Source organism: Bacillus sp. JK62, from assembly GCF_053663455.1.
Window position 1 is genome coordinate 67,299 of the sequence record NZ_JBSJQA010000009.1, and the last position, 13,247, is coordinate 80,545.

Genomic DNA, 13,247 nt, shown 5'->3' on the forward strand with positions numbered 1-13,247 from the left:
GAAAAAGTTTTTCATTCATCTTCAATAATTTGTAACGTTTTAGCCGTGCGATAATTGTGCGGATGTGATACGATGGGTCTAATATAAGCGAAGGAGAGTATGTGAATGTCCGAACGTACCTTTAACTGGAAAAATAAAGACATCAGATCACAGGCGGATGTTGTAGACTCAAAGCTGCTTCCAACGCTACTTTTACGGGATGCTCTCGTATTAAATCCTTTTTTAAAACAATGGCTGAAAAAAAACGTCTGGATTTACGGAGACCGAATTGTATATGTTGGTCATGAGCTTCCTGATGCAGCAGAGCACATTCATACCATAAATTGTGAAGGAAAATACATTGTGCCAGGTTACATTGAACCGCATACACATCCTTTTCAAATATATAATCCCCAAACGCTCGCCGAATATGTGTCTCAATTCGGAACAACGACGTTTGTTAATGATAACTTGTTTTTTCTTTTGCACAGCGGTAAAAAGAAAGCGCTTACTATATTGGAAGAACTGAAAAAACAGCCGGTGCAATATTTCTGGTGGTCCAGATATGATCTGCAGACTGAAGTGCTGAATGAGGATCAGCTCCTTTCTTTTGATGTCCGCAAGCAATGGATTGAGCACCCGGATGTCATTCAAGGCGGAGAATTGACCGGATGGCCGCGCCTCATGGACGGCGATGACTTGATGCTTCATTGCATGCAGGCGACAAAGAAACTGCGCAAGCGGATAGAAGGGCATTTTCCCGGAGCCTCTGAAAAAACACTGACGAAGATGAAACTGTTCGGGGCTGATTCTGACCACGAGGCGATGAATGGCGACGAGGTGATGAGACGGCTTGAATTGGGTTACTATGTTTCGCTCAGACATTCATCCATCCGCCCTGATTTGAGAACGATTTTGCAGGATCTCCATCAAAAAGGCTTCCGGCATTATGATCATTTCTTTTACACGACGGATGGAGCGACGCCGCATTTTTATAAAGGCGGCATGACGAATGAATTAATCAAAATCGCTTTGGAGGAAGGGGTTCCGGCGATTGACGCCTACAATATGGCCTCCTTTAATATCGCGAAATATTATCAGATGGATGACTTTCTCGGTGTGATCGGTCCGGGCCGGCTTGCTTCATTGAACATTCTCGATGACCCGATGAATCCGGACCCGGTCACGGTGATCTCCAAAGGCATCCTGCTGAGGGAAGACGGCCGAAATATGAATGCGTTTACAGAAACAGATTGGAAAAAGGGCGGTCTTGTCCCTCTTGAGCTTTCATATGATATGACGATGGATGATTTACAGTTTTCAATGCCGATGGGTGTGATAATGCGCAACGCCGTCATTATGGAGCCGTATATGATTGCGATTGATAATTCTGTTGACCAGCTTTCTTTTGATCATGATGAATGCTATCTCACGCTTCTCGATAAGCATGGAAAATGGCGGGTCAATACAATGCTGAAAGGTTTTGCCGATCGGGTGCAGGGCTTTGTCAGTTCCTACACGACAACCGGAGATATTATCGCTGCCGGAAAAAATAAAGAAGATATCCTGCTCGCTTTCTCACGGATGAAAGAAATCGGCGGCGGAATCGTGCTTGCCGAAAACGGGAAGATTCTGCATGAGATCCCCCTCGCCTTAAACGGTTCTGCATCTGCGGAGAATTATGAAGAAGTGCTTGAGAAAGAGCAAAAACTGAGGACGCTGCTGGAGGAGCGGGGCTACCGATTCTGCGATCCGATCTATACGCTGCTCTTTTTGCAGAGCACACACCTGCCTTATATCCGCATTACGCCGAGAGGAATATTCGACGTGATGAAAAAAACTGTACTCTTTCCATCGATAATGCGTTAAAATATAAAAGCAGGGAGCCGACATATGAAAAGATGGAAAACCGTTTGTATGCTTTGTTTTGCGTTTTTGCTGCTTGCCGCCTGCCGGCAGAACAATGCCGATCAGGTGCAGCCGAAAGAAGCGGAAGCTCCTTTAACGGGGCTGAAAACTGAGCAGAAGCTCGCAGAACGCCGTCCGATTGCAGTCGCAGTGAACAATCATCCGAAGGCGAGGCCCCAATCCGGGCTGTCAAAGGCGGATGTTGTCATCGAAGCGCTCGCGGAGGGCCGGATTACGCGGTTTCTCGCGATTTTTCAAAGTGAGATGCCGGAAACGGTCGGGCCTGTGCGGAGCGCGAGGGAATATTTTGTCACGCTCAGCAGCGGGTTTAACAGCATATTTGTCCATCATGGCTGGAGTCCCGGCGCTAAAAAGCAGCTGGAGTCCGGAACTTACGATTATATAAACGGTTTGGATTTTGACGGCAGCCTGTTTTGGAGAGCCGATTTCAGCAAGCCGCCCCACAATTCCTACACGTCGTATGACAATATCAGGAAGGCGGCGGAACAAAAAGGATACAAGCTGAACGGAAAAACAGAACCGCTCCCATTTCAGACATCAGATGCAAAACCCGGAAACGAAACCTACAATATTCGGATAGATTATGGAACACAAAACGTTACAAATCTTGTCGAATACGATTATGATAAAAAAGCTGATGCTTATACAAGAAGCTCTGATGGTGTGAAAGCGACAGACCGGGAGACCGGAAAGCCTTTAGCCATGCACAACATTTTTATTGTTGAAGCCGGCCATCGCATGACAGACAAAGATGGAAGGCGGGCCATCGATATTCAGTCAGGGGGGAAGGGCCTCCTGCTTCAGCACGGCGATGTTATAGAGTCAGACTGGGAATATAAAGACGGCCGTATTCTGCCCGTAAAAGGCGGTGAGATTCTTCCGTTTGTGCCAGGAAAGACATGGATTAATATCGTGCCTGATCTCGATGCAGCTTCCATTAGTAAAGGAGAAGGTGTTTGACGATGCAAATCGATAAATTACGCGGAAAAGAACTGGACCAGTTATTTTTATCTATTTTATCGCTGAAAGATCTGGAGGAATGCTATCGTTTCTTTGACGATCTTTGTACGATTAATGAAATCCAATCGCTGGCGCAGCGTTTGGAAGTGGCGAGAATGCTCCGCGAAGGAAATACGTATCACAAAATTGAAAGCGAAACGGGTGCTTCCACAGCGACGATTTCCCGGGTGAAGCGCTGCTTAAATTACGGGAACGACGCCTATGAAATGGCGCTTGACCGCGTAAACAAAGGAGAATCCTCCTCAGCTACGTAAAAAACCGCTCTGCCGATGACGGCAGGCGGTTTTTTTATGCGTGCTGATTCAAAAGGCCGGAAAGTTCCCTCAGGCTTCCGTCTTCCTCCCGGTATACGATGTGTTCAGCTGAGAAATGAATCGGCGAGCTGATACCCGCCGCCGCGGCAAGGTGAAACAGCCCTTCACGCAACGAGAGCACGTAGTTGCAGACGCGGTGCTGTTTATCCTCGATACTGAGCGCGCGCTGAAGTTTTGGATCGGTTGTCGCCACTCCGACAGGACAATGATTGGTGTGGCATACTTGAGCACGGATACAGCCGACTGAAAACATCATTCCCCGGGCAATATTGACAAAATCCGCGCCTAACGCGAGGGCAACGGCAATCTTATCCGGAGTGAGCAGCTTTCCGGATGCGAAAATTTTCAGCTTATCTCTTATACCGTATGTCTTCAAAAGGCCGTCAACAAGGGGGAGGCCGGTCAGAATCGGCAGGCCGACGGAATCCGCCAGTTCATGGAAAGAAGCTCCCGTTCCCCCTTCACTGCCGTCAATCGTAATAAAGTCGGGAAGTTTGCCTGATGAACTCATACAGGAAATAAGGTCTTCAAGGTCTTTGCGGCTGCCCGGGACAATTTTGATGCCGACCGGTTTTTCACCGACAGTTCTTAATTTCTCAATGAAATCAAGCATGTCCGGAACATTTGAGAATTCGTTGAAGCGGTTTGGGCTGTCAATGGATTGTCCGGGCTGCACATTTCTGATGGCGGCAATTTCTTCGGTCACCTTTGAACCGTCAATATGACCGCCTCTTGCTTTCGCCCCTTGCGCAAGCTTTAATTCAAAGGCTTTAATCTGCTCGAGGCGGCTTTTTTTCTTAAATTCTTCCCATGAAAATTCTCCATCTTCAGTGCGCACGCCGAACAGCCCGGGGCCGATTTGGCAGATAATATCCGCACCGCCTTTCAAGTGATATTCAGACAGACCGCCTTCGCCTGTATTCATCCATGTGCCGCCGGCCTGGTGCAGCCCTTTTGACAGGGCGGTGATTGCCCGGTCGCCAAGTGAGCCGTAGCTCATCGCTGATTGTCCGATTAACCCTTTTACATAAAACGGTTTCTTGCATGTGTCGCGGCCGATCACTTGCACATCGTCCGGATGCAGGTAATAAGGGTCCGCTTTTGCTTTTTCACGGTGTTCGCTGCGTTTCAGCAGGTTGTCTTTGTCAATCTTGTATACCATCGTGTCGATCTTCGGCGTCTGATCTGTGCGCAGCTCCTCCCTTTGTTTCGGGAAGAGGGCGTTACGGATATAATAGCCCGGCTGATCGAAATCCCGTTCTGAGCCGAAGCCCATCATTCTGCTTTTATACTTTCCCGACATGACCGTCTGTTCATATTCTCTCCGGGAAAACGGCTGTTCTTCGTTATCATTGCTGAATAAATACTGCCGCAGCTCAGGTCCGATTTTTTCAAATATATAGCGCAGTTTTCCCGCTGCGGGATAATTGCGCAGCACTGAATGTTCTTCCTGCTTTTCGTCTCTTATGTATATCCAGAGAAACAATGCGGCGGGAACTAAAATAATAAAAATCAATATACAAATCAGTACGATAATGGCTTGTTCCATTGAGACCAGACTCCTTGCCTTTTTTCTCTTTGACATTCCACATATTGTCTGTTTTCAAACATAGACGTTTCCCATCGGGCGGAGCGCAATCTTTTTTTGTGAATCAGGTGAATGACGTCTTTTTCCGTTTTTCCGGGCCAAACGAATTTGTTATAATGTTTAAATGGCAAGAAACGAATGGAGGAACGAAAACGCATGTACGATGTTAACGAGTGGAAGCATGTTTTTAAACTCGATCCGAATAAAGATTTACCGGATGAACAGCTGGAACGGCTTTGTGAATCAGGGACTGACGCCATTGTGATCGGAGGAAGCGACAATATCACCGAGGACAATGTGCTGAGACTGATGTCAAAGGTGCGGCGGTTTTTAGTGCCGTGCGTACTTGAGGTGTCGACGATTGATTCCATTGTGCCCGGGTTTGATCTTTATTTCATTCCGAGTGTGCTCAACAGCAAAAAGGCGGACTGGATTGTCGGCATGCATCATCAGGCGATGAAAGAATACGGAGAGCTCATGTCAATGGAGGAAATCGTGACGGAGGGCTACTGCATCGTCAACCCTGATTGTAAGGCGGCCGCTTTGACGGAGGCGGATACACATATAGAAACAGAAGATATTCTCGCCTATGCGCGGGTCGCGGAACATTTGCTTCATCTCCCGATTTTTTATCTGGAATACAGCGGGATGCTGGCGGACATAGAAACGGTGGAGAAAACGAAGGCTGTGCTGGACAAGTCCGTCCTGTTTTACGGAGGCGGGATTAAAGACGCGGAAACGGCGGAACGGTTCGGCCGTCATGCCGATGTCATCGTTGTCGGAAATGCCGTATATGAAGATTTTGATCAGGCGCTCAAAACGGTGGCGGCTGTAAAGACAAAGTAGCCAAGCGAACGAAATTGATTTATGATAGAACATATGTTTGATAGGCGGTGAACGGATATGAATTACATTAGCAATCAATTATTAAGCGGATTAAATCCCGTTCAGCAGGAAGCGGTCAAGACGACGGACGGTCCGCTGCTTCTGATGGCGGGCGCGGGAAGCGGAAAAACACGTGTGCTGACGCACAGAATCGCATACTTAATGGCGGAAAAACACGTGGCGCCATGGAACATTCTGGCGATTACCTTTACAAATAAAGCCGCCAGAGAAATGAAGGAGCGGGTGGAGAGCATTCTCGGACCCGGCGCGGATGAAATCTGGATTTCCACCTTCCACAGCATGTGCGTGCGGATTCTGCGCAGGGATATTGACAGAATCGGCATCAACCGAAACTTCTCCATTCTTGATACGGCTGATCAGCTTTCCGTTATTAAAGGGATTTTGAAAGAGCGGAATATCGATCCGAAAAAGTTTGATCCGAGAAGTATTTTAGGCTCCATCAGCAGCGCCAAAAACGAGCTGATCGAACCTGAGGAATTCGCAAAAACGGCCGGCGGCTACTACGATCAGGTCACGAGTGACGTGTATACCGATTATCAGAAAAAACTGCTGAAAAACCAATCGCTCGATTTTGATGATTTAATCATGACGACGATTAAGCTTTTCGATCGTGTGCCGGAAGTGCTTGAGTTTTATCAGCGCAAATTCCAGTACATTCACGTAGACGAGTATCAGGATACGAACAGGGCGCAATACCTGCTTGTAAAGCAGCTTGCGGCCCGCCTTGAAAATATCTGCGTCGTCGGTGACTCCGACCAGTCCATTTACAGATGGCGCGGGGCGGATATCGCGAATATCCTTTCCTTTGAAAAAGATTACCCGAGCGCAAACGTGATTCTGCTCGAGCAAAACTACCGCTCAACAAAGCGGATTCTGCAAGCTGCTAACGAAGTGATCAAAAACAACTCAAACCGCAAGCCGAAAAACCTGTGGACGGAAAATGACGAAGGCATCAAGCTTTCTTATTACAGCGGCGACAATGAATTCGGCGAAGGCCAATTCGTCGCGGGCAAAATTTATGAGCTGCACAGCTCGGGGCGGCGGAAGCTTTCCGATATCGCGATTTTATACCGGACAAACGCCCAGTCGCGCGTCATTGAGGAAACCCTTTTAAAATCCGGTCTGAACTACAATATCGTCGGCGGAACCAAGTTCTACGACAGGAAAGAAATTAAAGACATTCTTGCATACCTGCGCCTTGTGTCAAATCCGGACGACGACATCAGTTTTACGCGGATCGTCAATGTGCCGAAGCGGGGCGTCGGCGCCACTTCGCTAGAAAAAATCGCGTCATATGCGGCGATGAACGGAATGTCAATGTTCCAGGCGATCAAACAGGTTGATTTCATCGGAGTCAGCGCAAAAGCGGCAAACGCGCTTGACGGCTTTGGCGCGATGATTGAAAATCTGACGAACATGCAGGATTACCTGTCCATTACGGAACTCACGGAAGAAATTCTCGAAAAAACGGAATACAGAGAAATGCTGAAGGCCGAAAAATCAATCGAAGCCCAAAGCCGCCTTGAAAATATCGACGAGTTTCTTTCCGTGACGAAAAACTTCGAACAAAAAAGCGAAGACAAGTCTCTCGTCGCGTTTCTGACCGATCTGGCGCTGATCGCGGATATTGATCAGCTCGACCAGAAGGAAGAAGAAGCAGGCGGAAAGGATGCCGTCACTTTAATGACACTGCACGCCGCTAAGGGGCTTGAATTTCCAGTCGTGTTCTTAATGGGCATGGAAGAAGGCGTGTTCCCGCACAGCCGCTCCCTGATGGAAGAAGCCGAGATGGAAGAAGAACGCAGGCTCGCATATGTAGGCATTACGAGGGCGGAAGAAGAACTGTATTTAACGAATGCTAAAATGCGAACCTTATTCGGCCGCACCAATATGAATCCGGAATCCCGCTTTATCAGGGAAATACCTGGCGATTTATTGGAGAACCTAAATGAGAAGAAAACACCTCGCATGCAGCCGGGACGAAAAGTGCAGCCGAAACGCGGGCCCGTATCCCGTCCTGTTTCCTATGCGAACAAAACAGGCGGCGACTCGCTCAGCTGGGCGGTCGGCGATAAAGCGGGCCATAAAAAATGGGGCACCGGAACGGTTGTCAGCGTAAAAGGAGAAGGCGAAAGCACCGAGCTTGATATCGCATTCCCGAGCCCAGTCGGCGTGAAGCGTCTGCTTGCAGCTTTTGCGCCGATTGAAAAGCAGTAACCTGAAGAGGAAAGGAAGAACATGATGGACAAAGAAACAGCGAAACACCGGGCAGAAGAATTGCGCCGCACCATCGATCAGTACAGTTATGAATATTACACCTTAGATGAACCGAGCGTGCCGGATTCCGAGTACGACAGACTGATGCAGGAGCTGATTGCCATAGAGGAAGAGCACCCGGAGCTCAGAACGCCTGATTCGCCCACACAGCGGGTCGGGGGAGCGGTGCTTGAATCTTTTCAAAAGGTGCAGCACGGCACGCCGATGCTCAGTCTCGGCAACGCATTTAACGATGATGATCTCCGCGATTTTGACCGCCGCGTCCGTCAGGCTGTCGGTGACGGCGTCGCTTACAATGTGGAGCTGAAAATAGACGGTCTTGCTGTTTCTCTCCGTTATGAAGACGGCTATTTCGTCAGAGGCGCGACAAGAGGAGACGGAACGACGGGCGAAGATATCACGGAAAACTTAAAAACGATCCGCAACATTCCGCTGAAAATGAAACGGAATCTTTCCATAGAAGTGCGCGGAGAGGCGTACATGCCGAAACAGTCATTTGAAGCGCTCAATGAAGAAAGGCTGAAACATGAAGAGGAGCCGTTCGCCAATCCCCGGAACGCGGCTGCGGGCTCACTCAGACAGCTCGATCCGAAAATTGCAGCGAAACGAAATCTTGACATCTTCGTCTACAGTATAGCGGAGCTTGACGAAATGGGTGTGGAAACACAGAGTCAGGGCCTGGATTTTCTGGATGAGCTCGGTTTTAAAACAAACCAGGAACGGAAAAAATGCGCCACGATAGATGAAGTCATTGAAATGATCGAAGAGCTGCAGGCGAAGCGGGCCGATCTCCCTTATGAAATTGACGGAATCGTCATCAAAGTCGATTCGCTCGACCAGCAGGAAGAACTCGGGTATACGGCAAAAAGCCCGCGCTGGGCGATTGCTTACAAATTCCCGGCGGAAGAGGTCGTGACAAAACTGCTCGATATCGAACTGAATGTCGGAAGAACGGGCGTTATTACGCCGACCGCCGTTCTGGAACCGGTAAAAGTCGCGGGAACAACGGTCTCAAGAGCATCCCTTCATAACGAAGATTTAATTAAAGAGAAGGATATCCGCATTCTCGATAAAGTGGTCGTCAAAAAAGCGGGCGACATCATCCCTGAGGTCGTCAATGTCTTAATTGAACAGCGGACCGGGGAAGAAAAAGAATTCAATATGCCGACCAGCTGCCCTGAGTGCGAAAGCGAACTTGTCCGCATTGAAGGGGAAGTCGCGCTGCGCTGCATCAATCCGGAATGTCCGGCGCAGATCAGAGAAGGCCTGATTCACTTTGTCTCACGCAACGCGATGAATATTGACGGACTCGGAGAACGTGTCATCACACAGCTTTTCCGTGAACATCTCGTCCGTAATGTCGCTGATTTGTATAAGCTGACGAAAGAACAGGTTATCCGGCTTGAGCGGATGGGGGAAAAATCAACTGACAATCTGATCAGCTCCATCCAAAAGTCGAAAGAGAATTCGCTGGAACGCCTGCTGTTCGGTCTCGGCATCCGTTTTATCGGCTCAAAAGCGGCCAAAACACTGGCCATGCATTTTGAAAGCCTGGAAAATCTGAAACAAGCCACGGAAGAAGAGCTGCTTGCGGTAGATGAAATCGGCGAAAAGATGGCCGATGCCGTTATCACCTATTTCCGCAAAGAGGAAATGCTTGAGCTTTTGAATGAACTTGAGGAACTCGGTGTGAACACACTCTACAAAGGCCCGAAAAAAGTAAAAGCGGAGGACAGCGACTCTTATTTTGCCGGCAAAACCATCGTGTTAACCGGAAAGCTTGAAGAGCTGTCCAGAAATGAAGCCAAGGCGCAGATTGAAGCGCTCGGCGGAAAGCTGACGGGATCTGTCAGCAAAAAAACAGACTTGCTGATTGCCGGAGAAGCGGCCGGAAGCAAGCTGACAAAAGCGCAGGAATTAAACATTGAAGTATGGAATGAAGCACAGCTATTGGGAGAGCTAAAGAAATAAGAGGAGTGTTTTCTATTGAAAAAGATGTTGGCATTGGCGGCGACGGCAACGGCGGCAGTACTCATGCTGTCGGCCTGTTCGCCGAGTTTCGGGGGAAAAAAAGAGGAAGAGATCACGCAGAAAACGGCAAAGTCTTCTGAAAAAGCGATCATACCGAAATATAATATCTCTGATTCCTACTATAAAATGGTGCTCCCGTTTAAGGCCGGAAAAGCGCGCGGCCTGACCGCGGACCGGCTGAACACGAGGCTGGACATCGATGAATTCGAGACGGGGCTGATGCGGCTCGCTCAAGACACGTTCCCGACGGATGACTATTTGTATCAGGAAGGCCAGTATTTAGATGAGGACACGGTACTCAGCTGGCTTGACCGCAAAAAAGAGGGCAGTGATCTGAAAAAGGCGAAAAAGGCAGACGCCAATTTCCAGAATCTCGGCTTAAACCCGGTGCTGCCAAGCTCGGGATCAGCAAAAGAGAAAAACGAAAACAGCCCGATTTACTTAGCGTCCATGCTTGAGCAGGATTACCTAGTAAGAAAAGATAAAAATTCCATCCAGCTTGGCGGTGTCATGATCGGTCTCGCTCTCAACTCTGTTTACTATTACCGCGAAAACACAGGTGATCCGCAGCAGGAAGTGGAGCTCAGCGACAAAACGATCCGCAGCCACGGGGAAGAAATCGCACAGGAAGTCGTTAACCGCCTTCGGAAAATGGATAACCTGAAAAATGTGCCGATTACCGTCGCCCTTTATAAACAAGCGCCGAAAACATCAATCGTACCGGGAAATTACATTGCAAAAACAGAAGTCAAAGCCGGCTCATCCACCATTTCAAACTGGGATGATGTTAAAGAAAAATACGTCTTCTATCCGGCGGATACAGACACGGCAAAGAAATACCCTGATGATTCCGAAGTGTTTAAACGCTTCAAAAACGCCATCGACAGCTACTTCCCGAATTACACAGGAGTTGTCGGAACGGCAATGTACGAAAACGATGAAATGAGAAAAATGAAGATTGAAATCCCGATGCAATTTTACGGGAAAAGCGAAGTCATCGCCTTTACCCAATACTTAACAGGTGAGCTGATGGATTATTATTCAAAAGGCTCAGTTGATGTCGAAATTAACATTACCTCGTCTGACGGGCAGGAAGCGCTGATCGTCCGCAATGCGGGTGACAAAGAACCGACCGTCCATATTTACGATTAACCAAGATGCCCTTGTTCATTTCTGTATGAGCAAGGGTTTTTTAGTGTGAATATCGTTGGAGAGAGGAATGAGGTATGTTAAGATATTTGTATAATTAGGAATTAACAGGAAAACACATTGCATTTCTAAGCGGATGTTACGAATCTGCTGTGAAAAAAGAAGGGCAGGAATGTTGATGAATGACATTTGCTGAGTACACACACCGCCTACAAACGTTATGAAAAGGGTGAATCAGCATGCATAAAGATATTAAAGCGATTTTTGAGGAAGATAAGGTGCTCGCTGAAGCAGGTGAAATATACGGATTTACCAAGTTTCAATTTATCGCGGACGCAGAGAACTACGTATATGAAATTGTGAAAGATAACGAACCGTATATCTTAAAAATTACGCATACGATCAGAAGAACACCGGAATATATTCTCGGAGAAATGGAATGGCTTCATCATCTGGCAAAGGGAGGGCTTTCAGTAGCAAAGCCGATTCCTTCATTAAATGGCAAAGATGTCGAAGAAGTGCCGGACGGAAAAGGCGGAGCGTTTTTATTAAGAGTCTATGAAAAAGCGCCCGGACGCAAAGTGGAGGAATCAGACTGGAACGGAACTCTGTTTTACCAGCTTGGAAAGTACACGGGGAACATGCACCGGCTGACGAAAAGCTACCGTCTGAGCGATCCGGCATATAAAAGGCAGGAATGGGATGAAGAGGAGCAGCTGAAGCTGAGAAAATACGTGCCCGCAGATCAGCATCTCGTATTTGAGCGGGCGGATGCTCTAATGGAAAAACTGCGCCGTTTGCCGAAGAATCCTGAAAACTACGGCCTTGTGCACGCCGATCTGCATCATGGCAATTTCAATTGGGACAACGGAAAAATCACTGCATTTGATTTTGATGATATCGGCTACAATTGGTTTGTGAATGATATCAGTATTCTGCTGTACAACATGTTGTGGTATCCGGTCATCCCGTATGAAGACAAGGCCGCGTTTACGGGTGAATTCATGACTCACTTTATGAAAGGCTACAGGGAAGAAAATGACCTTGATTCCGCATGGTTTGAACACATCCCGGATTTCCTCCGGCTGCGCCATATGCTGATCTACGGATTATTGCATCAGGCGTTTGACCTCAATTCACTCGGGGACGAGGAACTCGGGATGCTGAAAGCCTTCAGGCGCGATATCGAAAATGAAACACCGATTACGGAGTATCAATTTTCTGCATTCGTATAAATAGAAAAACGCCGGCTGAATCCAGCCCGGCGTTTTTTATAACGTATCACATTTCACTCCGACGACGCCCTGAATTTCTTTAATATCATAATAGACGTCAGTGGTGTAGCGGTTTTTATGAACACTGACTTTCACTTCCATAATCGGAAATTCTTTTTCACCCAGATCATCAATCCGGACGGAGTGAATGCGGAGCTGTTTGCTTTTCATTTCCTTTAAAATCTCGGTCATTTTGTCTTTATCGGAAAGAGACATTCTCACGCGGATATCCTTTTCCTTCAAGCGGTTGGGACCGATTTTTCTGATCAGCCACGGAAGAAATTCGACACTGATCAGGATAAACAAGAGGCTTGCGAACGCCTCTTTATAAAAGCCGGCGCCTGTAGCCAGACCCAGCCCGGCCGCGCCCCAGATGATAGCCGATGTCGTCAGGCCGGATATGACGTCATTGCTTTTACGCAGGATCACGCCCGCGCCGATAAAACCGACGCCGGAAATGATTTGGGCGGGAAGGCGGAGCGGATCCATCATGATACGGTAATATTTTGGGAAATGGTATGCCGCATTAATGCTGACGATCGTCAGCATACAGGAGCTGACGGCGATGACGATACAGGTTTTCAGTCCGAGCGGTTTGTTTTTCAGTTCTCGTTCAAGACCGATGATCATGCCGATCAGCGTGGCAATGCCCAGCTTTAATAAAATGTCTGGTTCGATAGGCCAGCTCAATTTGCACAGCACCTCCGCAATTTTTCTTATAATAAATTGATATGATTTTCTCACAGTATTTATAGCAGGACAAGTGCGGAAGAAAAAAGC

Annotated in this window: 10 protein-coding genes; 8 read left to right on the top strand and 2 right to left on the bottom strand. The window is 47.9% G+C overall.

The window, feature by feature from the left end; genetic code table 11:
- Positions 1-105 precede the first annotated feature (105 nt).
- From ACWJJ4_RS18630 to ACWJJ4_RS18640, 3 genes are read left to right on the top strand one after another with little or no spacing between them, the layout of a single operon-like run.
- Entirely contained in the window at positions 106-1,848 is a 1,743-nt protein-coding gene (locus ACWJJ4_RS18630) for an adenine deaminase (protein ID WP_003155748.1), read from the top strand.
- A 24-nt stretch (positions 1,849-1,872) separates the two neighbouring features.
- On the top strand, positions 1,873-2,868 hold the full coding sequence (locus ACWJJ4_RS18635) for a DUF3048 domain-containing protein (RefSeq protein ID WP_063174586.1): 996 nt from the start codon (positions 1,873-1,875) through the stop codon (positions 2,866-2,868).
- A 2-nt stretch (positions 2,869-2,870) separates the two neighbouring features.
- On the top strand, positions 2,871-3,182 hold the full coding sequence (locus ACWJJ4_RS18640; RefSeq protein WP_003155745.1) for a YerC/YecD family TrpR-related protein: 312 nt from the start codon (positions 2,871-2,873) through the stop codon (positions 3,180-3,182).
- 34 nt (positions 3,183-3,216) lie between these two features.
- Here the strand turns inward: ACWJJ4_RS18640 and ACWJJ4_RS18645 are convergent, their stop codons facing one another.
- Positions 3,217-4,791, bottom strand: a complete 1,575-nt coding sequence (locus ACWJJ4_RS18645) for an FMN-binding glutamate synthase family protein (protein WP_167859952.1) — start codon at positions 4,789-4,791, stop codon at positions 3,217-3,219.
- A 195-nt stretch (positions 4,792-4,986) separates the two neighbouring features.
- Between ACWJJ4_RS18645 and ACWJJ4_RS18650 the strand changes: the two genes are divergently transcribed.
- From ACWJJ4_RS18650 to ACWJJ4_RS18670, 5 genes are all read left to right on the top strand, one after another.
- Positions 4,987-5,676 carry a heptaprenylglyceryl phosphate synthase gene (locus ACWJJ4_RS18650; RefSeq protein ID WP_003155740.1) on the top strand — a complete coding sequence of 230 codons (690 nt, stop codon included), beginning with the start codon at positions 4,987-4,989 and terminating at the stop codon, positions 5,674-5,676.
- Between the two features lie 57 nt (positions 5,677-5,733).
- Positions 5,734-7,953 carry a DNA helicase PcrA gene (gene pcrA, locus ACWJJ4_RS18655; RefSeq protein ID WP_176283171.1) on the top strand — a complete coding sequence of 740 codons (2,220 nt, stop codon included), beginning with the start codon at positions 5,734-5,736 and terminating at the stop codon, positions 7,951-7,953.
- Between the two features lie 24 nt (positions 7,954-7,977).
- Positions 7,978-9,984, top strand: coding sequence for an NAD-dependent DNA ligase LigA (gene ligA / locus ACWJJ4_RS18660; RefSeq protein WP_017419034.1), 2,007 nt, complete (start codon positions 7,978-7,980; stop codon positions 9,982-9,984).
- A gap of 15 nt (positions 9,985-9,999) precedes the next feature.
- Positions 10,000-11,196, top strand: coding sequence for a CamS family sex pheromone protein (locus ACWJJ4_RS18665; RefSeq protein ID WP_003155737.1), 1,197 nt, complete (start codon positions 10,000-10,002; stop codon positions 11,194-11,196).
- A gap of 236 nt (positions 11,197-11,432) precedes the next feature.
- Positions 11,433-12,428, top strand: coding sequence for a phosphotransferase enzyme family protein (locus ACWJJ4_RS18670; protein ID WP_015388584.1), 996 nt, complete (start codon positions 11,433-11,435; stop codon positions 12,426-12,428).
- A 36-nt stretch (positions 12,429-12,464) separates the two neighbouring features.
- On the opposite strand, the gene ACWJJ4_RS18675 is transcribed toward ACWJJ4_RS18670, so the two are convergent.
- A complete protein-coding gene (locus tag ACWJJ4_RS18675; RefSeq protein WP_003155735.1) occupies positions 12,465-13,157 on the bottom strand; it encodes an MgtC/SapB family protein in 693 nt (230 codons plus the stop codon).
- Positions 13,158-13,247: the final 90 nt, after the last annotated feature.